The sequence below is a fragment of the Rhodoferax sp. genome, assembly GCF_018780565.1.
In the GTDB taxonomy this organism is placed as follows: domain Bacteria; phylum Pseudomonadota; class Gammaproteobacteria; order Burkholderiales; family Burkholderiaceae_C; genus Rhodoferax.
Map to the genome: position 1 here is coordinate 18,284 of NZ_JADMJN010000003.1, position 21,278 is coordinate 39,561.

General features: G+C 61.9%; 20 protein-coding genes. 16 read left to right on the forward strand and 4 right to left on the reverse strand.

What is annotated here, in order from left to right:
- The first annotated feature begins 52 nt into the window (after positions 1–52).
- The 7 genes from glyQ to IV109_RS04135 are packed head-to-tail and all read left to right on the forward strand — an operon-like array spanning position 53 to position 7,439.
- A complete protein-coding gene (gene glyQ / locus IV109_RS04105; protein ID WP_296692591.1) occupies positions 53–958 on the forward strand; it encodes a glycine--tRNA ligase subunit alpha in 906 nt (301 codons plus the stop codon).
- A gap of 21 nt (positions 959–979) precedes the next feature.
- Positions 980–3,220 carry a glycine--tRNA ligase subunit beta gene (glyS, locus tag IV109_RS04110; RefSeq protein WP_296692595.1) on the forward strand — a complete coding sequence of 747 codons (2,241 nt, stop codon included), beginning with the start codon at positions 980–982 and terminating at the stop codon, positions 3,218–3,220.
- A gap of 15 nt (positions 3,221–3,235) precedes the next feature.
- The gene (locus tag IV109_RS04115; RefSeq protein ID WP_296692598.1) at positions 3,236–3,982 is read left to right on the forward strand and encodes an FkbM family methyltransferase; all 747 of its coding nucleotides are present in this window, start codon (positions 3,236–3,238) and stop codon (positions 3,980–3,982) included.
- Positions 3,979–4,539, forward strand: coding sequence for a D-glycero-beta-D-manno-heptose 1,7-bisphosphate 7-phosphatase (gene gmhB, locus IV109_RS04120; protein WP_296692600.1), 561 nt, complete (start codon positions 3,979–3,981; stop codon positions 4,537–4,539). The genes IV109_RS04115 and gmhB overlap by 4 nt, the downstream gene beginning before the upstream one ends.
- The gene (locus IV109_RS04125) at positions 4,539–5,273 is read left to right on the forward strand and encodes a lysophospholipid acyltransferase family protein (protein WP_296692602.1); all 735 of its coding nucleotides are present in this window, start codon (positions 4,539–4,541) and stop codon (positions 5,271–5,273) included. Before gmhB ends, IV109_RS04125 begins: the two co-directional genes overlap by 1 nt.
- A gap of 10 nt (positions 5,274–5,283) precedes the next feature.
- A complete protein-coding gene (locus IV109_RS04130; RefSeq protein ID WP_296692604.1) occupies positions 5,284–6,180 on the forward strand; it encodes a SprT family zinc-dependent metalloprotease in 897 nt (298 codons plus the stop codon).
- 14 nt (positions 6,181–6,194) lie between these two features.
- Complete coding sequence (locus IV109_RS04135; RefSeq protein WP_296692606.1) at positions 6,195–7,439, forward strand: DUF4010 domain-containing protein; 1,245 nt, start codon at positions 6,195–6,197, stop codon at positions 7,437–7,439.
- Here IV109_RS04135 and IV109_RS04140 read toward each other — a convergent pair whose 3' ends face one another.
- Both IV109_RS04140 and IV109_RS04145 read right to left on the reverse strand, forming a co-directional pair.
- Positions 7,440–8,288: a PEP-CTERM sorting domain-containing protein gene (locus tag IV109_RS04140; RefSeq protein WP_296692610.1), complete on the reverse strand. Its 849-nt coding sequence runs from the start codon at positions 8,286–8,288 to the stop codon at positions 7,440–7,442.
- A 277-nt stretch (positions 8,289–8,565) separates the two neighbouring features.
- Positions 8,566–9,621 (reverse strand): MBL fold metallo-hydrolase, encoded by a 1,056-nt coding sequence (locus IV109_RS04145; protein WP_296692613.1) that lies wholly within the window; start codon positions 9,619–9,621, stop codon positions 8,566–8,568.
- A gap of 113 nt (positions 9,622–9,734) precedes the next feature.
- Between IV109_RS04145 and IV109_RS04150 the strand changes: the two genes are divergently transcribed.
- The 8 genes from IV109_RS04150 (at position 9,735) to IV109_RS04185 (ending at position 18,119) form a co-directional block, all read left to right on the forward strand.
- On the forward strand, positions 9,735–10,175 hold the full coding sequence (locus IV109_RS04150) for a MerR family DNA-binding transcriptional regulator (protein ID WP_296692616.1): 441 nt from the start codon (positions 9,735–9,737) through the stop codon (positions 10,173–10,175).
- Entirely contained in the window at positions 10,165–10,596 is a 432-nt protein-coding gene (locus tag IV109_RS04155; protein ID WP_296692617.1) for a PaaI family thioesterase, read from the forward strand. Before IV109_RS04150 ends, IV109_RS04155 begins: the two co-directional genes overlap by 11 nt.
- 41 nt (positions 10,597–10,637) lie before the next feature.
- On the forward strand, positions 10,638–11,819 hold the full coding sequence (locus IV109_RS04160) for an isovaleryl-CoA dehydrogenase (protein WP_296692620.1): 1,182 nt from the start codon (positions 10,638–10,640) through the stop codon (positions 11,817–11,819).
- A gap of 30 nt (positions 11,820–11,849) precedes the next feature.
- Positions 11,850–12,509, forward strand: coding sequence for a carbonate dehydratase (can, locus tag IV109_RS04165; protein WP_296692622.1), 660 nt, complete (start codon positions 11,850–11,852; stop codon positions 12,507–12,509).
- 34 nt (positions 12,510–12,543) lie between these two features.
- Positions 12,544–14,385 carry a bifunctional isocitrate dehydrogenase kinase/phosphatase gene (aceK, locus tag IV109_RS04170; protein WP_296692624.1) on the forward strand — a complete coding sequence of 614 codons (1,842 nt, stop codon included), beginning with the start codon at positions 12,544–12,546 and terminating at the stop codon, positions 14,383–14,385.
- A 36-nt stretch (positions 14,386–14,421) separates the two neighbouring features.
- Positions 14,422–15,603, forward strand: a complete 1,182-nt coding sequence (locus IV109_RS04175; RefSeq protein WP_296692627.1) for an acetyl-CoA C-acyltransferase — start codon at positions 14,422–14,424, stop codon at positions 15,601–15,603.
- An 89-nt stretch (positions 15,604–15,692) separates the two neighbouring features.
- Positions 15,693–16,931 (forward strand): glutamate carboxypeptidase, encoded by a 1,239-nt coding sequence (locus tag IV109_RS04180; protein ID WP_296692631.1) that lies wholly within the window; start codon positions 15,693–15,695, stop codon positions 16,929–16,931.
- A gap of 57 nt (positions 16,932–16,988) precedes the next feature.
- Positions 16,989–18,119, forward strand: a complete 1,131-nt coding sequence (locus IV109_RS04185) for an acyl-CoA dehydrogenase family protein (protein WP_296692636.1) — start codon at positions 16,989–16,991, stop codon at positions 18,117–18,119.
- Here IV109_RS04185 and IV109_RS04190 read toward each other — a convergent pair whose 3' ends face one another.
- Positions 18,120–19,244 (reverse strand): HD domain-containing phosphohydrolase, encoded by a 1,125-nt coding sequence (locus IV109_RS04190; RefSeq protein WP_296692640.1) that lies wholly within the window; start codon positions 19,242–19,244, stop codon positions 18,120–18,122.
- Between the two features lie 200 nt (positions 19,245–19,444).
- Between IV109_RS04190 and IV109_RS04195 the strand changes: the two genes are divergently transcribed.
- Positions 19,445–20,104: an HAD family phosphatase gene (locus IV109_RS04195; protein ID WP_296692643.1), complete on the forward strand. Its 660-nt coding sequence runs from the start codon at positions 19,445–19,447 to the stop codon at positions 20,102–20,104.
- 24 nt (positions 20,105–20,128) lie between these two features.
- On the opposite strand, the gene IV109_RS04200 is transcribed toward IV109_RS04195, so the two are convergent.
- Positions 20,129–21,199: an AraC family transcriptional regulator gene (locus IV109_RS04200; RefSeq protein ID WP_296692644.1), complete on the reverse strand. Its 1,071-nt coding sequence runs from the start codon at positions 21,197–21,199 to the stop codon at positions 20,129–20,131.
- Between the last annotated feature and the right edge of the window lie 79 nt (positions 21,200–21,278).

Here is a 21,278-nt window from a genome sequence, read left to right on the forward strand (position 1 = left end):
GCCGTGTTTGTTTCCGAACCCCAGGGCGCAGCCCGTCCAAGCACCCCAATTCATGTTGACCTTTCAGCAAATCATTTTGAAACTGCAGTCCTACTGGGATGCCCAGGGTTGCGCGTTATTGCAGCCTTATGACATGGAGGTCGGCGCCGGTACTTCGCATACCGCTACATTTTTGAGAGCGCTTGGGCCGGAGCCCTGGAAGGCTGCCTACGTGCAGCCGAGCCGCCGCCCAAAAGACGGCCGTTATGGCGAGAACCCCAACCGCCTGCAGCACTACTATCAGTATCAAGTGGTGCTCAAACCCGCGCCAGCCAACATCCTGGAGTTGTACCTGGGCTCGCTCGAAGCGCTGGGCTTTGACCTGAAAAAAAACGACATCCGCTTTGTGGAAGACGACTGGGAAAACCCCACGCTGGGCGCCTGGGGGCTGGGCTGGGAGGTCTGGCTCAATGGCATGGAGGTGACGCAGTTCACCTACTTCCAGCAGGTGGGCGGCATTGATTGCCGGCCGATCACCGGCGAGATCACATACGGCCTGGAGCGCCTGGCGATGTACCTGCAGGGCGTGGACAACGTCTACAACCTGCAGTGGACCGACACCATGAGTTATGGCGATGTGTACCTGCAGAATGAAAAAGAGCAGTCGGCCTACAACTTTGAGCACAGCGATGCCGATTTTCTGTTCACTGCCTTCGCCGCGCATGAGAAGCAGGCCAAGCACCTGATTGACGTGCAGTTGGCCCTGCCCGCTTACGAGCAGGTGCTGAAATGCGCGCACAGCTTCAACCTGCTGGACGCACGTGGCGCAATCTCGGTGACCGAGCGCGCGGCCTACATTGGCCGCATCCGCAATCTGGCACGCGCGGTGGCGCAAAGTTATTTTGAGAGCCGTGAACGCCTGGGCTTCCCGATGGCGCCGCGCGAGTGGGTGGCACAGATGACGAAGAAGGCCGCGTAATCGCCAGGCGAGAGAATAAAAATGACTACCAAAAACCTTCTTGTTGAATTGTTCGTGGAAGAGCTGCCGCCCAAGGCGCTCAAGAAACTTGGCGATGCGTTTGCCAGTCAGCTGGCTGACCAGTTGCGCGCTCAGGGGTTGGCCACCGCGGAATCGGTGGTGACGGCTTATGCTTCGCCGCGCCGCCTCGCAGCTCATGTCACCCATGTCTGGCTCAAGGCGGCCGACAAGGCGGTGCAGCAAAAGCTCATGCCCGTGAGTGTCGGGCTCGACGCTGCTGGCAAGCCCACGCCTGCCCTGCTCAAGAAGCTGCAGGCACTGGGGGCTGATGTGACGGACCCGCTGGCTGCCGTGGCCGCACTCAAGCGTGCACCGGACGGCAAGGCCGAAGCCCTGTTTTACGACAGCCTGGTGACCGGCGCTTCGCTTGATACGGGGCTGCAAAAAGCGCTGGAAGAAGCGATTGCCAAGTTACCTATCCCCAAGGTCATGAGCTACCAGCTTGAGAGTGATTGCGACTTGCCGGGCTGGAGCAGTGTGAACTTTGTGCGTCCTGCTCATGGTCTGGTCGCGCTGCACGGCAGCACCGTGGTGCCGGTGACGGCCCTGGGCCTGAAAGCAGGCAACAGCACGCAGGGACATCGCTTTGAGACCAAGGTGTCGCCAGTGGTGTTGAAGGATGCTGACAGCTACGCTGAAACGCTGGAGCGTGATGGCGCCGTGATTGCGGGCTTTGACCAACGCCGTTTCGAAATCGTCAAACAACTGGCGGGGGCCGCCGAAAAGCTGGGCCCCAGCTACCAGGTGCTGATGGATGAAGACCTGCTGAGCGAAGTGACGGGGCTGGTCGAACGCCCCAATGTGCTGGTGTGCGAGTTTGAGGCTCAGTTCCTGGAAGTGCCGCAGGAGTGCCTGATCCTCACCATGAAGGCCAACCAGAAGTACTTTCCCCTGCTGGATGCGGCGGGCAAGCTGAGCAACAAGTTCCTGGTCGTCAGCAACATCAGCCCGGCGGATGCCAGCGCCGTGATTGGCGGCAATGAGCGCGTGGTGCGGCCCCGCCTGTCTGATGCCAAGTTCTTTTTTGACCAGGACCGCAAGAAGACCTTGGAGTCGCGGGTGGCGGGGCTGGACAAGGTGGTGTACCACAACAAGCTGGGCACGCAGGGCGAGCGCATGGAGCGTGTGCGCGCGATTGCACGGGCCATCGGACAGCAACTCGGTGGCGAGGTGCTGGCGAAGGCGGCAGATACCACTGCTCGCCTGGCCAAGACCGATCTGCTGACCGACATGGTGGGTGAATTCCCCGAGCTGCAGGGCATCATGGGTGGCTACTATGCGCGCCACGATGGTTTGAGTGAGGAGATTGCCTTTGCCATCGAAGACCATTACCGTCCGCGCTTTGCCGGTGATGATTTGCCGCGCAACAAGGTGGGGCTGGTGGTGGCACTGGCCGACAAGCTGGAAACGCTGGTGGGTATGTTCGGTATTGGCAACCTGCCGACCGGCGACAAGGACCCGTTTGCCCTGCGCCGTCACGCGCTGGGTGCCATTCGAATGTTGATCGAAAAAGACTTGCCGCTTGACCTCGAACCGCTGTTGACTACTGCGTTCGAAGTGGTGAATAACGAGCCCATACAGAGAAATTGTTGGGATCGTCAGCAAGACAAGGCGCGTGAAGAGAAAGCACGGGTGGGTGGATTTTCTGTCGATGCATCCGGGTTTTCTCGACGTGTTTTTGATGATGCAACGGTCATTAATTTATCCGTTTTCATCTACGACCGCCTTGCGGGCTCGCTTCGCGAGCAGGGCTACAGTGCGCAAGAAGTGGACGCGGTGCTGGCTTTGCAACCACAGCGTCTGGGCGAGGTGCCCAAGCGCCTCGCCGCCGTGCGCGCCTTTGCCGCGCTGCCCGAAGCCGCCGCGCTGGCGGCTGCCAACAAGCGCATCAGCAACATTCTCAAGAAGGCGCCAGAGGTGGATGCCCATGTCAGCGAGGTGCTGCTGAAAGAACCAGCAGAGATTGCGCTGCACGCGGCCATGAAGGATGTGGCGCCCAGGGCCAATGCGCAGTTCGAGGCGGGTGACTACACCGCTTCGCTGCAAACGCTGGCCGCGCTGCGTGCCCCGGTGGATGCCTTCTTCGACGGCGTCATGGTCAATGCCGAGGAGATGGACTTGCGCCTGAATCGCCAGGGCTTGCTCAAGAGCCTGCATGAGGCCATGAACCGGGTGGCTGATCTGTCCCGTCTGGCCACCTGAGGCCGCACACCGATGATGGATTTTCGACTGGCCTGGCGCGGGCTCAAAACACGGTACCGGGACCAGGTGCATGAACTGCGGGCCATACGCGAAGCCTTGCGTGCCGGTGGCGTGGCGCTGGATGTGGGTTCCAACAAGGGCAGCTACATGTACTCCATGGCCCGCTGGTCCAGGGGTGCGCCGGTGGTGGCGTTTGAGCCGCAGCGCAAGCTGGCGGACTACCTGCGGGGCGCCTGCCAGCGCAGTGGTTTCTCCCATGTGACGATTGAAAACCTGGCCCTGTCAGACCAGTCTGGCGAACTCCAGCTGTATGTGCCGGGTGACTCCGATTCCCCGGGCGCTTCGCTGGAAGCCGGTATTGCGGGCAAGACGCCTTGCCACACCGAGACCGTGCAGGTCACCACGCTGGACGCCTATGTGGCCACCCGGCTGAAGCAGCCGGTGCGCGTCATCAAGATCGACGTGGAAGGGCATGAACTGGCCGTGGTGCGTGGCGCGCTGGAAACGATCCGGCGCGACCGCCCTCTGCTGGTGATTGAGTGCGAGAGCCGCCATTTGCCCAAAGGGCAGTCGGTGCGGGAGTTTTTATCCTTCGTCGAGTCGCTGGGTTATGCGGCCAGTCTGGCGGTGCCGGGCGCGAGCGAAATACCGGCCGCGCAGTTTCGCAGCGAACTCCACCAAAAGCAGGTGGGTGAGCGCTTCTGGGATGCCAAGGATTACTACAACAACTTTATTTTCAGGCCTACTGGAACTGCAGCATGAAGCTTGTCATTCTCGATCGCGACGGCACCATCAATGAAGACAGTGCCGAATTCGTCAAATCCCCTGATGAGTGGGCGCCTTTGCCCGGTGCGCTGGAGGCGATTGCCCGCCTGAACCATGCCGGTTGGCACGTGGTCATTGCGTCCAACCAGTCGGGTTTGGGGCGCGGCCTGTTTGATGTCTCCACCCTCAATGCGATGCACGCCAAGATGAGCAAGATGCTGGCCGCTGTGGGCGGGCGGGTGGATGCCATCTTCTATTGTCCTCACGCACCCGATGAAGGTTGCCGCTGCCGCAAGCCCGAACCCGGGCTGTTCGAGCAGATTGGCGAGCGCTACGGGGTAGACCTGCGCGGCTTGCCTACCGTGGGTGACACGGCGCGCGACGTGCTGGCTGGCGCGGCTGCGGGCTGCGAGCCCCATCTGGTGCTAACCGGCAAGGGCGCGGCTTACCGGGGACGCAGCTTGCCCGACACATTTCCCAAAGACACGCGGGTGCATGAGGATCTGGGCGCTTTTGCCGATTTTCTGATTGCCCGGGAAGCCGTGGCAGCGTGATGGCTCTGATTCGTTCGATCCTGCACATGGCCTGGATGCTGATCACGGTGGTTCCGTGGGGCCTGGCGCTGGTGGTGATCTCTCTGTGGGTGAAGCGAACGCCTTTGTGGTGGTTTGCCGTGAACTGGTTCCGGCTGGTGGTTTGGGGCAATCGCGTCATTCTCGGTATCCAGGTGCGGGTCAGTGGGTTGGAGAATTTGCCGGTGGGTGAAACCAGTCCGGCGGTTTTGCTGTCCAAGCACCAGTCCACGCTGGAGACCTTGCTGTTGCCAACCTTGATGCCGCACCCGCTGGCCTATGTGTTCAAGCGCGAGTTGCTGCGCATTCCATTCTTCGGCTGGTCGATGGCGCGGCTGGACATGATTCACATCGACCGCGACTCGCGGGCCAAGGCCCTGAAGCAGGTGGTGGCGCAGGGCAAGGCCTTGCTGGCCCAGGGGGTCTGGATCATCCTGTTCCCGGAGGGCACGCGCATGGCCCGTGGTGAAAAAGGCACTTACCAGACGGCGGGCACCCGGCTGGCGGTGGAAGCCGGTGCGCCGGTGATCCCGATCGCGGTGTCTTCGGGCAAGTGCTGGCCGCGCAAGGGTTTTGTCAAATACCCCGGGGTGGTGGATGTGTCCATCGGCAAACCCATTCCCAGCGTGGGGCGCGAACCCAAAGAGCTGATGCGCGAGGTGGATGCCTGGATTGAGGCCGAGATGCGTCGCATCGATCCCGAGGCATACCAGTAGGCCGCACATCATGCACCCGCTACTTCGGTACACCCTCGATCTTTTCGAGCCGTATCATGCTCCAGCCCCCGTTCCCAAAACGCTGAAAGCTCCTGAAACAATAGCAAAAGAGCCGCGCCAAGTGGAGGGCCGCCTGGCGGAGCTGATTGCTCCCGCATCATTTCGGCATCCCCGTGCCAACCGGGAGTCGCGTTTGTGTGATGCCCTCGTGGCCTATGAATTCAAGCGCGGCAAACGGCGCACGATTGGCTTTTCAGTGGGGCCGGATGGTCTGGTGGTGCGCGCGCCCAAGTGGGTGTCGCTGACGGAAGTGGAGGCGGCCTTGCAGGAAAAGTCGCTCTGGATCATTCGCAAGCTCGGTGAGACACGTGAACGCCATGAGCGTCTGGTGTCCAACCGCATTGAATGGCGCGACGGCACCCACATTCCTTTTCTGGGCGAGTCCGTTACCGTGGTACTTGATCCGCGGCACGCTTTCGGTGCGGCTGGTGCAGAGCTCAGGAACGACTTGGCCTTGCCGACCCTGCAGGTGGGTCTGCCGCATGCGGCCACGCCGGAGCAGATTCGCGATGCGGTGCAGGCCTGGCTGATGCGCCAGGCTCGGCAGGTTTTCATGGAGCGGCTGGATCACTTTGCGCCGCAACTGCAGGTGCAGTGGCGCAAGCTGTCCCTCAGCAATGCGGGCACCCGTTGGGGCAGTGCCCGCATTGACGGTTCCATCCGGCTCAATTGGCGGCTGATTCATTACAGGCCGGCCGTCATCGACTACGTGGTGGCGCATGAACTGAGCCATCTGCGGGTGATGGACCACAGCCCGCGCTTCTGGGATACGGTGCGCTCGGTGGTGCCGGATTACGCCGTGTTGCGTGAACAGCTCAAGGATGAGTCTGTGCCGCGCTGGCAATAGCAGCGCCTGTCTTCATGGACCTGAACTATCCGACGCTCACCAGTCTGGCGCTGGCGCTGGGCCTGGGCTTGCTGATTGGTCTGGAGCGGGAACGCCGCAAAGGCAGCGGCCCGTCGCGCCACTTCGCGGGGATTCGCACCTTCTCCCTGGTGTCGCTGGCAGGTGCCATGGCGCAATCCCTTCAGCAGCCCTGGATCACGGTGGCGGGGGCGGTGCTGGTGGCCACGCTGGCCGCGATTTCACATGCGAAAGACCGATCCAAAGACCCCGGCGTCACCACCGAAATGGCGCTGTTCGTCACCTTTTTGCTGGGCGTGCTCGCGGTGGAGCAGCAGGCCATCGCTGCGGCGGGCGGCGTGGTGGTGGCGGGCTTGCTGGCTGCGCGAGAGCCCTTGCAACGCTTTTCCACCCGCACCCTGTCGGAGCAGGAACTGCGCGATGCGCTGGTGCTGGCGGGCTCCGCGCTGATCATTCTTCCGCTGGCCCCCAACCTGCCGCTGGCCTGGTTGGGAGGCGTGAATCCGCGAACCGTCTGGCTGCTGGTGGTGCTCATCATGGGCATGCAGGCGGTGGGCCATGTCGCCCTGCGTTTGTTTGGCACGCGGCTGGGCCTGCCCTTGTCGGGGCTGGTGGCGGGCTTTGTGTCCAGTACCGCCACGGTTGCCGCCATGGGGGCACGTGCTCGCCAGCATCCGGACATGCGCGTGGCCTGCATCGCCGGGGCCTGGTTTTCGACCGTCTCCACATCCGTGCAGATCGGCTTGATCGCGCTGGTGCTTCAACCGGCGGCACTTCGAAGTCTGGGACCTGCTCTGGGGTGTGCATTGGGCGCTGCCATGCTGCTTGGCCTGCTGGCCTTGTGGCGCAGCAATGCGTCCACGCAGGACGGGGATGTGCAAGGGCGTGCCTTCAGTTTGCTGCAGTCCATCGGACTGGCCTTGCTGCTCTCCGCCATCACAGCCGGGGTAAGCTGGGCCCAGCAAGCGTGGGGCGCTGTCGCAGGCTATGCCGCCGTGGCCCTGGCCGGCTTTGCCGACATGCATGCGCCAGCAGCGGCCGTCATCACCCTGTATGGGCGGGGCGAGGCCAACGCCGACACCGTTTTGATGGCTGTGTTGCTGGCTTTTTCCACCAACTCCTTGAGCAAGATCGTCGCTGCTTATGTGGCGGGCGGCGTCCGGTTTGGCACGCCGGTCTCGCTGGGCTTGCTCGTCGTGGCGGCTGCGGCCTGGCTGCCCTGGGCGCTGGCCAAAATGTAATCAGCCCTGTTGGGCTTTGCGGCGGCGCTGAGCACCCAGCAGACCTGCGCCCAGCAACACCAGCGCTGCCGAGGCGGGCTCAGGCACTTTGCTCACCGGTGGGTCCAGTGTGATGATGTCGTTGGCGCAATCCATGGTCCATTGCACGTCGAATGACTTGGTGGGGTTGTCGCCTGACCAGTAGTTGCCAAAGGCGCTGACTGGAATCTCAGCCTCGTAAAACCAGTGGCTGCCGCCCAGCACGCCCATGGCGCCCGAAATTTGCGTCCACGCCACCTTGGCATTGCCGACGTCGGCGCCGGTATTCACATGTGTGACATAGGGGGAAGGATTCTGGCTGTTGGCGAGTACACCGGGGGATGACCACAGTCCCTTGGCCCAATTGGCATTGGTGGTGCTGACGATATCGCCCTGTTTCAGGGTCGCCGACCTGTCTTTGGTCAGCACGCCAAACTCCCAGCTGCCATCACGACCGAAATCAATGGCAAAGTCGCCCCGCCCATACGAGTTGCTGCCGGTGGCCGTGTTGGGGTTGTGACCCGTGACCATGCCGAGGAAGAGGGACATGACGCCCTGGGTGTTCTTGCCCCAGGTCAGGTACATGGCTTCGGCGTCATACGCCTGCCCGCCCCAGCCGGGGCTCAGGTAGCCACTGTTGGCATTGTTCTGGTCTTCAACCACGTACAGGATGCCGGCGTTCTGTGTGGGCGTCCAGCCCGCGACGGTGCCATTGGCCTGGATGCCCCAGTCGGCCATGTTCCCGTCTGCGACGATGGGCGCGGCCTGTGCGGCGCAGGCGATCAGTGCGGCACTGAGGGCCAGGATCAAGTGTGGGAGACGAAATTTCATGGCGATGTGGCTGTGGTCTGTAAGTGAAGGCCCGATCCTAGAAGTCCGGGCCCTCTTTCCAGAGGAACTAGTTCACACATCGCGCCGGGCTTGTGGCATCTGCCTGCAAATGTGCCAGTTTGTGCATTTGTTCACAGCGCGTCGCTTGACCGATGAGTTTTCAGCGCTAAAGTCGTGCTCATGTCGGTGCCAAGGCGAACACCCTGGGCAAGCAAAGCGCCAGTGGGAGTGAACGTGGCGCTACCGGCGCCATATTCTCTGGTTTCAGCCTGCTGCCTCAGTAGGCGTGAAACCGATACACACCATCTCCACCCTGTGTCCGCTGCAGCAGGCCCTCGAACCAGAGCGCATGCAGATGGGCGATCGACTCCCCCATGGCAAAGGTGGTCTGGTGCAGATCCAGTGGGCGCTTGAACAGCACCGGCAACATGTCGGCGGCACTACCGGGGGTGGCGGTGCAGGCCTCCAGCACCTCGGCCAGGCGATCACGGTGGTGGTCATGCAACTGCTGGATGCGCTCATGCAGGCCGGTGAAAGGCTTGCCGTGGGCGGGCAGGGTGAGGGTCTGGGCGTCGAGCGCACGGAACTTGTCGATCGAGTCCAGGAACTGCTTGAGCGCGTTGGCCTCGGGCTCCTGGTCGTACACGCTGACGTTGGTGGAGATGCGCGGCAGCATCATGTCGCCGCCAATCAGTACCTTGATTTCCGCGCAATACAGCGAGATGTGCTCAGGGGCGTGGCCGTGGCCACTGATGCACAGCCACTGACGTCCGCCAATGGTGAGGGAGTCGCCATCCATCATGCGCCGGTGCTGGCGGGGCACCGAGGGCACCAGGGTTGTGAAATAGCTGGAGCGCCCTTTGAGCTTTGCCACGGTGACGGGGTCGTTCAGACCGTGTGACGCAAAGAATTCGGCCGTCGCCTCAGCGCTGGCCACGGCAGGGCCCAGGGTGCCATTGCGCGCCACCTGGTAGTCGGTGGCGCTGATCCACAGGCGCACGTTCCAGCGTTCGCACAGCCAGTGGGCCAGCCCGATGTGATCGGGATGCATGTGGGTCACGATCACGCGCAGGATGGGCAGGCCTTCGAGCTGATGGGCAAACACCTGCTCCCATTGCGCCTTGGCCTCGTCGGCGCTGATGCAGCAGTCCACGATGCTCCAGCCGGGCTGGCCGTCGATCTCGTCACGCAGCAGCCACAGGTTGATATGGTTCAGGGCAAACGGCAAAGCCATGCGTATCCACCTGACGCCGGGCACCACCGTGAGGGCCTCGCCGGAGGATGGCAGCGTGTCACCCAGGGGGTAATGCAGTCGTTTTTCGAGTTCGTTCAAAGGGGCTCCTGATTTGCGACATAATTGACGTTTACGTAAACGTCAACTTGAAATTTGAAGGCATTGTAGGCGCGGGTGTTGTTCTTGGCAGTCACCTTTGTCCACCTCAATTTATGGCTATCACCTACAGCATCAGCGACCTGGCGCGGGAGTTTGACCTGACCACCCGGGCCATGCGCTTTTACGAAGACATGGGCCTGTTGCAGCCGGAGCGTTCCGGCCCTGGTGGGCGCAATCGCGTCTACAGCGGGCGTGACCGCACGCGCCTGAAGCTCACCCTGCGCGCCAAGCGCCTGGGCTTGAGCCTGACCGAGGCCAAGGAAATCATCGACATGTACGACAGCCCGCGCGATACCGGTGCGCAGCTGGAGAAATTCCTGGCGGTGCTTGGCCTTCACCAGAAGCAGCTGGAAGACCAGATGGCGGACCTGCAGGCGAACCTGGATGAGCTCAAGGTACATCAGCGAGAGGCCCGGGCATTGCTGGCCAAAAGCGTGGTCAAGCGTGCGGCCAAGAGCAGTGCCGCCAAAGGAAGGAAGAATCATGCTGCCTGACACCCACTTTGCACGCATCCAGAAAAGCTTTGAGCGCCAGGGCCTGATGATGCATTGGGGCGCGCGACTGTTGCGGGTCGAACCAGGCCTGTGCGAGGTGGCCCTGCCTTATTCCGACAAGGTCACGCAACAGCAGGCGGGCTTTCATGGCGGCGCTGTGGGTGCGCTGGCCGATATCGCTGGCGGCTATGCCGCACTGACCATGGTGGCCGAGGGCATGGAGGTGGTCAGCGTGGAATACAAGATCAATTTTCTGGCGGCGTTCCAGGGTGGCGAGCTGCGCGCCACGGGGCGCGTCGTGAAAGCAGGACGCCGGGTGATCGTGAGCACGGCCGATGTCGTGCACGTGGCCGCCGATGGCAAAGAGAGCCCGTGCGCCGTCATGCAGCAAACGCTGATGCCAGTCCCTCAAACCTATTGAAAACCCAATCTGTTGACGTCATACCAATCAAAGGAGCGATCATGAACAATATGCCTGGACTGAACTTCCAACTTGGGGAAGATATTGACGCCCTGCGTGATGCCGTGCGTGAATTCGCGCAGGCCGAGATCGCACCGCGTGCAGCAGAGATTGACCGCAATGACCAGTTTCCCATGGACCTGTGGCGCAAGATGGGCGATCTCGGCGTCCTGGGTATCACGGTGGGCGAAGAGTATGGCGGCGCCAACATGGGCTACCTGGCCCACATGATTGCGATGGAAGAAATTTCGCGCGCCTCGGCGTCCGTGGGGCTGAGCTACGGTGCCCACAGCAACCTGTGCGTGAACCAGATCAAGCGCAACGGCACACCCGAGCAGCGGCAAAAATACCTGCCCAAACTGATCAGCGGCGAGCATGTGGGTGCCCTGGCCATGAGCGAGCCGGGTGCGGGCAGCGATGTCCTCTCGATGAAGCTCAAGGCCGAAGACAAGGGCGGCTACTACCTGCTCAACGGCAGCAAATTTTGGATCACCAACGGCCCCGATGCCGATACCCTGGTGGTCTATGCCAAGAGCGAGCCCGAGTTGGGTGCGCGCGGCGTGACCGCGTTCCTGATTGAAAAAGGCATGAAAGGTTTTTCGATTGCGCAAAAGCTCGACAAGCTGGGTATGCGGGGCTCACACACCGGCGAACTGGTGTTCAACAACGTCGAGGTGCCGGTGCAGAACATTCTGGGTGGCCTGAACCAGGGCGCCAAGGTGCTGATGAGCGGGCTGGATTACGAACGCGCCGTGTTGACCGGTGGGCCGCTGGGCATCATGCAGGCGGTGATGGACAACGTGATTCCCTACATCCACGACCGCAAGCAGTTTGGCCAGAGCATTGGCGAATTCCAGTTGATCCAGGGCAAGGTGGCCGATATGTACACCGTGCTGCAGGCCGGGCGCTCCTTTGCCTACACCGTGGCCAAGAACCTGGACTTGCTGGGCGCCGAGCACGTGCGGCAGGTGCGCAAGGACTGTGCCTCGGTCATTTTGTGGACAGCCGAGAAAGCCACCTGGATGGCCGGTGAGGGCGTGCAGATTTTTGGCGGCAACGGCTACATCAACGACTACCCGCTGGGCCGCCTGTGGCGCGATGCCAAACTTTACGAGATCGGCGCCGGTACCAGCGAGATCCGTCGGATGCTGATCGGACGGGAGTTGTTTGCCGAAACCTGCTGACGAGCGGCCTTGCAGGCGAAAATACCCTTTATGACCACCTCTATTCAAGATCTCTTCACCCACAACCGTGCCTGGGCCGCGCAGATGGAGCGCGAGCGCCCGGGCTTCTTTACCAACCTGAAAAGCCAGCAGCACCCCAAGTACATGTGGATCGGCTGCTCCGACAGCCGGGTGCCGGCGAACCAGATCACCGGGCTGGAGCCGGGTGAGGTGTTTGTGCACCGCAACGTGGCCAATGTGGTGGTGCACTCGGACCTGAACGCCTTGTCCACCATTCAGTTCGCGGTGGAGCGCCTGAAGGTCGAGCATGTGATGGTGGTCGGTCACTACGGCTGCTCGGGCGTGCAGGCTGCGCTGGAAGGCGCGCGCATTGGCCTGGCGGACAACTGGCTGCGCCATATCCAGGATGTGCGGGACCGGCACCGTGGGCTGCTGGACGCCATTCCCGAGCACGCCCGGCATGACGCACTGGTGGAACTCAATGTGATTGAGCAGGTGATCAACGTGGCGCAAAGCACCGTGCTGCAGGACGCCTGGGGGCGCGGCCAGAATGTGACACTGCATGGCTGGGTTTATGGCGTGCATGACGGCTTGCTACAGGATTTGCTGCTGACGGTGGCGGCCACAGAAGGGCTGGACTCTCTGTACAAGGCCGCTATTGCGGGTATAGCCCACGCCAAACGTGCCTAGTCAGCTATAAAAATACGAGCAACTCATTCGCACCATGTTTCCACAACGCCTTGATTCCACCCTCGCCTACGACATCGCCAAAGCCATGATGGATGGCTTTAACCGCCACTACCGGCTGTTTCGGACCGAGTCGGCGCGCGCCAAGCACCGGTTCGAGACGGCCGACTGGCACGGCCAGCAGCGTGCCCAGCGCGAGCGCATCGAGTTTTACGATTTGCGGGTGCGGGAGTGCTCCAACCGGCTGGAGCGCGAGTTCAAGGCGGGCGAGCAGCCCATGGACATCTGGCAGCAGGTCAAACTGCATTACATCGGCTTGCTGGTCAATCACCACCAGCCGGAACTGGCGGAGACCTTTTTCAACTCGGTCACCTGCAAAATTCTGCACCGCACCCATTTCCATAACGACTTCATCTTTGTACGTCCGGCGGCCAGCACGGAATACATTGAGAACGACGAATCCGAGATCCGTCCCACGTTCAGCGCCTACTACCCGACCCGTGAAAGCATGCACGCGGTGCTGGTGCAGGTGGTGAAAGACTTCGATCTGCGCCGCGACTTCGAGGATCTGGAGCGCGATTGCGGCTTTGTGGTCAGTGCCATGCAGGCGGCTCTGGGCGACGCCAAGCTGCGGGCCAACTTTCAGTTTCAGGTGCTGACCAGCCTGTTCTTTCGCAACAAGGGCGCCTACGTCGTGGGCAAGCTGATCAACGGCTTCAATGAATTTCCGTTTGCCCTGCCGATCTTGCACACCGGTGCGAATGACAAGCTGGCCATTGATGCAGCCCTGTTTGGCGAAGATGACCTGTTGATGCTGTTCAGCTTTGCGCGTGCCTACTTCATGGTCGACATGGAAATTCCGTCGGCCTATGTGCAATTCCTGCGCAGCATGATGCCGCGCAAGCCACGCAATGAAATCTACAACGCCCTGGGCCTGGCCAAGCAGGGCAAGACCCTGTTTTACCGCGACTTCCTGCATCACCTGCGCCACTCTACCGACAAGTTCCGCATTGCGCCCGGTATCAAGGGCATGGTCATGCTGGTGTTTGACCTGCCTTCGTTTCCCTATGTGTTCAAGGTCATCAAGGACTACTACCCACCGCAAAAGGACACGACACGCGAGCAGATCAAGGGCAAGTACCTGCTGGTGAAGCAGCATGACCGGGTGGGGCGCATGGCCGATACCCTGGAGTACAGCGAGGTGGCGTTTCCACGCGAGCGCTTTGATGACGAATTGATCGCCGAGATCGAGAAGTTCGCTCCCAGCCAGCTGGAGATCAGCGACCGGGACGGTGACGGCCATATGGAAGTCATCATCAAGCACGTCTATATCGAGCGCCGCATGATTCCGCTCAACATCTACCTGCAGGAAGCGTTTGATGCGGGCGGTGCCGACTCTGGTAACCAGAGTGCCGCGGCAGTGCGGGCGCGCGAGCAGATCGAGCGTGGCGTTGTCGAGTACGGCAATGCCATCAAGGACCTGGTGGCGGCCAATATTTTTCCAGGCGACATGCTGTGGAAAAACTTCGGCATCACGCGCCATGGCAAGGTCGTGTTCTACGACTACGACGAGATCGAATACATCACCGACTGCAACTTCCGCAAGGTGCCGGCACCGCGCAATGAGGAAGACGAAATGTCGGGCGAGGTCTGGTACAACGTGGGCCCCAAGGATGTTTTCCCTGAAACCTTTGGCCCCTTTTTGCTGGGCAACCCGGCGGTTCGCACCATCTTCATGAAACACCATGCCGACTTGCTGGATGCGGCTTTCTGGCAGGGGCACAAGGACCGCATCCAGGCTGGACATGTGCTCGACGTCTTCCCCTACGACCGCGAGCGGCGCTTTTCACCGGCCCATCGCCAGAACGACCAGTTTTGAGCTGAACCACTTTTTTTCTTCTCCAAGGAGTTTGATATGTCCGACGCAATCGTTATCGTGGGTGCCGCCCGCACCCCCATGGGTGGGTTTCAGGGTGATTTTTCTTCGCTTGCCGCGCATGACCTGGGCGGTGCTGCCATCAAGGCCGCCGTTGAGCGTGCCGGTATCGCCCCCGAGCAGGTGAATGAAGTCCTGTTCGGCAACTGTTTGATGGCGGGTCAGGGCCAGGCGCCGGCACGTCAGGCTGCATTCAAGGGCGGTTTGCCCATCAGCGCGGGCGCCGTCACCTTGTCCAAGATGTGCGGCTCCGGCATGCGTGCGGCCATGTTCGCCCATGACATGCTGCTGGCCGGCAGCGCCGATGTGCTGGTGGCCGGGGGCATGGAGAGCATGACCAATGCGCCTTACCTGCTGCCCAAGGCGCGTGGCGGCTACCGCATTGGCCACGACCGCATTTTTGACCACATGATGCTCGACGGTCTGGAAGACGCCTACGAGGCCGGCCGCTCCATGGGCACCTTTGGCGAAGACTGTGCCGCCAAGTACAGCTTCTCCCGCGAGCAACAGGATAATTTCGCGATAGCCAGCGTGCAGCGGGCACAGGCGGCGACGAAATCCGGCGCATTTGCAGCGGAGATCACGCCTGTGACGGTCAAGGGCCGCTCCGGTGACACGGTGATCTCGGTGGACGAAGGTCCGGGCAAGGTCAAGCTGGAAAAAATCCCCACGCTCAAGCCGGCCTTCAAGAAAGACGGCACCATCACCGCCGCCAGCAGTTCCAGCATCAACGACGGCGCCGCGGCGCTGGTCATGATGCGGGCCTCGACCGCCGCCAAGCTCGGCTGCAAGCCGCTGGCGCGCATCGTCAGCCACGCCGTGCATGCGCAGGAGCCGAACTGGTTCGCCACCGCCCCGGTGGGCGCGGTGAACAAGGCACTGGCCAAGGCCGGCTGGAGCGTGAAAGACGTGGACCTGTGGGAAGTCAACGAGGCCTTTGCCGTGGTGCCGATGGCGCTGATGCACGACCTGGGGTTGAGCCATGACATCGTCAACGTCAATGGCGGCGCCTGCGCCCTGGGCCACCCGATTGGCGCGAGCGGTGCGCGCATCATGGTCACGCTGATGTACGCCATGCAGGCGCGCGGCCTGAAAAAAGGCGTGGCGACCTTGTGCATTGGCGGTGGAGAGGGAACTGCCGTGGCCATCGAAATGCTGTGAGGTAGGTGCCGCTGACCTTGAGGCGGCTCAGGGCGCCCTGATGGCTTGCATCGGTGATGACTGGAAATCCAATATAACGAGGAGACAAGATGACCCCCTTCTTTCGTACCCTGGTATCCGTTGCAGCGCTGGCCCTGGCCACTGGCGCATCCGCACAAGCGCGTGACGATGCGCTGCTGGCGGCCACGACCGCCGAGCAGGCTGCCGCCGTCAAAACACTGGAAAAGCTGGTGAACATCGAAACCGGCACCGGCAATGCCGAGGGCCTGTCAGCCTTGGCACAACACCTGGAACTGGAACTCAAGGGCCTTGGTGCGACGGTCACGCGCCATAAGGCCGAAGGCGCTGCGGTGGGAGACAACCTGGTGGGCCGTCTTCAGGGCAAGGGCGGCAAGAATATTTTGTTGATGGCGCACATGGACACCGTGTACGCCAGGGGTGCGCTGGAGAAGGCGCCGTTCCGCATCGATGGCAACCGTGCGTTTGGTCCCGGCATTGCCGACGACAAGGGTGGCATCACGGTGATCCTGCACACGCTGAAAGTGCTCAAGGCGCGGGGCTTTGACGGTTTTGGCACCATCAGCGTGCTGTTCAATACCGATGAGGAGCGCGGCTCCATTGGCTCGCGCGAGTTGATTCGCCGCCTCGCCCGGCAGCATGACTATGTGATGTCCTTTGAGCCCACTGTTGCCATGAAGGAGCTGGTAATTCTGGGGACATCCGGCACGGTGGGCGTGGAGGTCAAGATCAAGGGGCGGGCCTCTCACGCAGGGGCGGCACCGGAGCTGGGGGTCAACGCCCTGACGGAAGCCGCCGATCTGATCCTGCGTACGCAAGACATTGACAACAAGACGACCGGACTTCGTTTCAACTGGACACTGGCCAAGGCTGGCAATGTGTCCAACATCATTCCCGATGAGGCGGTGATTCAGGCCGATATGCGCTATGTCACCACTGTTGATTTCGATGCGGCGATTCGCAAGCTGGAGGCGGCGGTCGCGAAAAAGCGTCTGGCGGATACGCAGATCGACATCAAGGTAGGGCATGGCATGCCTGCGTTCAATGCCGGACCTGCGGGCCGCAAACTGGTGGACAAAGCCGTTGGCATCTACAAGGAATTGGGTGCCGAACTCGCCACGGTGGATCGCACGGGCGGTGGCACCGACGCGGCCTGGGCAGCCCAGGATGGCACACCGGTGATCGAATCCATGGGGCTGCCGGGCTGGAACTTTCACAGCAACCAGGCCGAGTTTGTGATGATCGACGCGATTCCACGGCGCCTGTACCTGGCTAGCCGCATGGTCATGGATCTGGCGCAGGGGCGTTAATGCCGCTATTTTTTTTGATAGCTTATTGCGCATATTTGTAGACGGCTGGAGGCCAATTTGTTACTGAATCAAGACCAGGAAATGATCCGCGATGCGGTGCGCGACTTTGCGCAGGAGCAACTCTGGCCACATGCCGCCCGCTGGGACAAGGAGCACCACTTTCCGCATGAGGCGCACCAGGGACTGGCTGCCTTGGGCGCCTACGGCATTTGCGTGCCAGAGGAATTTGGCGGCGCCCATATGGACTACCTGACGGTGGCACTGGTGCTGGAGGAAATCGCCGCTGGCGACGGCGGTACCAGCACCGCCATCAGTGTGACCAACTGCCCCGTCAATGCCATCCTGATGCGCTATGGCAATGCCCAGCAGAAAAAGCAATGGCTGACGCCACTGGCGCAGGGAAAGATGCTGGGCGCGTTCTGCCTGACCGAACCGCATGTGGGTTCAGACGCCTCAAGCCTGCGCACCACCGCCGTGAAGGAGGGTGATGGCTATGTGATCAATGGCGTCAAGCAGTTCATCACCAGTGGCAAAAACGGTCATGTGGCCATCGTCATTGCCGTCACCGACAAGGGCGCAGGCAAAAAGGGCATGAGTGCGTTTCTGGTGCCTACCAACGCGCCAGGCTACGTGGTGGCACGTCTTGAAGACAAGCTGGGTCAGCACAGCAGCGATACGGCACAAATCAATTTTGACAACTGTCGCATCCCGGTCGAGAACCTGATCGGTCAGGAAGGCGAGGGCTACAAGATTGCCCTGGGCGCACTGGAGGGTGGGCGAATCGGGATTGCCGCGCAAAGCGTGGGCATGGCGCGCAGCGCCTTTGAATCTGCACTGGCTTATGCCAAGCAGCGCGAGAGCTTTGGCACGGCCATCTTCAACCACCAGGCGGTCGGCTTTCGGCTGGCCGAATGTGCCACCCAGTTGGAAGCAGCGCGTCAGCTCATCTGGCATGCCGCTGCGCTGCGCGATGCCGGGCGGCCGTGTCTGAAGGAGGCCGCCATGGCCAAGTTGTTTGCCAGCGAGATGGCCGAGAAGGTGTGCAGCGCCGCCATCCAGACCCTGGGCGGCTACGGCTATGTGAGCGATTTTCCGGTGGAGCGCATCTACCGCGATGTGCGCGTGTGCCAGATTTACGAAGGCACCAGCGATGTGCAGAAAATCATCATCCAGCGAGCGCTGGCCTGACTAGCGATTCGCGTTGCGGTCGTATAGGGTGTCGGTGGAGACCCTGACGCGAATCAGGTTGGCCGCGACGGTGGCGGCGATGGCGTTGCTGGCCGATGAGGTATCCCTGCGGGATGGATGCGTTAACGGGTCACCATTTTTGTTGGTGATGGCCGCCACGATGGGTGCGTTGGCCGTGGCGCCGCGCTGGATCACGATGGCCACTTCGCCGCTCGCCAGCCGGACGTAACAGCCTGGCGGGTAAATGCCGAATTCCTTGATCACCAGCGCCGCCAGCGGATCGCCGCCACTTTGCGTGAACAGGTCGCGCGCGGCCTTGTGCGCAGGCTGGGGTGCCCGCCCGGCGCGCGGACTGTGTTTGGCCGTGAAGGAGTCGACAAAGCGAAGCAGGCGAGACATCTCGCTGGGCGCCGCCAAGCCCAGGGGATAGCCCGTGCCACCCAGTTGTTCGTGGTGCTGCTCCACCGCGCTGAGCCAGTCCTCGTCGACCAGTCCGGCATCACGCAAAAGCCTGCCGCTGGCAAAGGGGTGCTCGATGATGGCGGTACGCTCGGACTCGTTCGGCCGGCTGCCCCGGATGGCCAGGTGGCCCTGCAGCTCCAGCATGGAGAGGTTCATCGTCAGCGCCGCACCCAGAGTGCTGCGGCGCTTGTCTTCGGACCATCCCAGCCGACGCGTCAACAGGCTGCACAGGGCTGCGGCGTGCAGGGAGTGCACGATGCCGTAATTCGCCATCCTTGAATGATCGTGGCGCAGGATCAGAAAGATCAGCAAGTCAATATTGCCGTCCGCCAAGGCTGCAATCGGCTCAATGACTTCTTCCACCCGCTGCAGAAACATCGGTTCGGTCGGTCCTCTGAGCAAGGTGCCCAGGCGCGCTTCCAGGCCGGCCCAGCGCGTGGTCATGTTCTCTATCTTGGGAGGTTCGGCCCGGCTGCTTGCGCCGCTGGCTTCTGCCGCATCGACATACATGCCGCGTGCCAGCAGGGCTTCTACCGCCCGGTCGTCCGCCAGAACGTGGCCCTTGGCGAGCAGCAGGGACCCATTGCCGTCACGCACGCCCCACGGCAGCGTGACCCCGGAATGCAGTGCGTGACTGACCTGGGCGAGCGGGATCAACTTCATTCGGGTCTATATCTCCAAAACGGGTACCCCCTGTATTACCATGGCAGTCTTTGCTGCAATTGAGTCGCATTGTAGGGAGTTAAGTGCCCTGCAAGACCAACCTTCATGCTAGCGTAAACCCTAGACTTTGCGGTCGCTCAAGGCGGCGCAAACGTCGCCGTTTTGTAACAAAACCAGTGCAGCCGGAGGCTGAACCAACTATGGAATTCGAGGCGGTCCTGTTTGACTGTGATGGCGTGCTGGTGGACAGTGAGCCCATCACCAACGGTGTCTTGCGTGATCTGCTGGAAGAGAGCGGCTGGTCCATGACGACTGCTGAGTGCATGCGCTTCTTTATCGGCAAGGCCGTCCGTGACGAACGAGCCACCATCGAGGCGCGTACCGGGCAACCCCTGACGGAGGAGTGGATGCAGCGCTTTTATGCGCGGCGCAACCTGGCGCTGGAGGCGCGCCTCGATGTCATCTCCGGCGCCCATGCCGCCGTGGAGGCTGCGCACAGGCACACCGGCCAGCGTATCGCCTGCGCTTCTGGCGCCGACCGTTTCAAGGTTGAAATGCAATTGGCCAAGGTGGGGCTGATGGACTACTTCGAGGGCCGCATTTTCAGTGGCCATGAGATGCCTCGCTCCAAACCCGCGCCCGATGTGTACCTGGCCGCAGCGCAGCATCTGCAGACTCCGGCGCAGCGTTGTCTGGTGATCGAGGACTCGCCCATCGGGGTTGTCGCTGGTGTCGCGGCGGGCGCTACCGTGTGGGCCTATTGCCCTCTGCCCGAGCAGGGCGCTACGCTGCGCCAGGCGGGGGCCAGCCACCTGTTTGCCGACATGGCCGAGTTGCCGCAGCTGCTGGCGAAGCGCTGACGGGCAGCTCCGCCTGGATCGGCTCTACCCGCCTGCGAGGGGTGTGGCTGTGCGTCGGTACTCGGCGGGCGACTGCCCGGTCCAGCCCCGAAACGCGCGAATGAAACTCTTCTCGTTCTGAAAGCCCGCCGCCTGCGCCACCTGCTTGATCGGGCGCGAGCTTCGCAGCAGCACCTCGATCGCACGGGCCTTGCGCACTTCGTCTTTCAGGGTTTGCAGCAGGGCGCCTTCTTCCTTCAGTTGGCGGTGCAGTGTGCGCGGCGAAATGTGGAGCAGGGTGGACAGTTCCTGGGCATTGCGGGTCTGTTCGGGATGGGTGGTCAGCACCTGGCGCACGCGTTGCACCAGCAGCCGGTCCCGCCGGTACTGCAACACGGTCAAGGGCAGGGCGCGCTGCAGCATCTGCTGCAATGCGTGTTCGTCGCGCCGCAGCGCCAGCGTCAGGTAGCGTGTGTCAAACCGGATGCAGGCAGCGGCGGCTCCGAAGCTGCTGGGGCCGGAAAACAGCACGTCATACACATCGCGGTGTGGCGGTGCGGCGAAGGGAAACTGCGCCTGCTGTACCGGGATGCGCGAGTCCACCAGCCAGCAGGCCAGGCCATGGATGTTGCGCAGCATGGAAACCAGGCAAAATTCCCTCAGGAGGCCCAGGTCGCCGTGCTCGGCAATGGCGATGGTCGCGGTCGCGCCCGAGGTGCTCAGTGTCAATGAAATATCGTCTGTCAGCAGGCTGTGGTGACGGCACCAGCGCTTGAGCGCAATGCCCAAGGTGGGTGCGCTGATCGAGGCGCGCGCCAGCATGCCGTAGCTGCCCCAGGGCAGGCGCCGTTTGAACCAGCCCAGCGCTTCGTCGTCCAGTTCCTGCATTGCCGTGCCCGAGATCAGTTCCATCTGCCAGGCGTTGATGCGAGCGCCGGGCATTTTTAACAATTCTGGCGTAATCTGTGCCTTTCTCAGCGCCGCCGACGGGTCTGCCCCATAGCGATGGTAGGCCTGCAATATGGCGTGCACAAAGGCCATGGGTGTAGCGGCAGGCGCAAGCCGTGGAGAAAGGTGGTCGTTGGCTGGCGCAAGCCTGGGGGCGCGGGATGGCATGTTGAGAACTATGCCTAAAAATGGCACGATTTGCAACCTGCGTGGCGTCTGACAGCAGGCCGAGGTTCACAATCCGTGA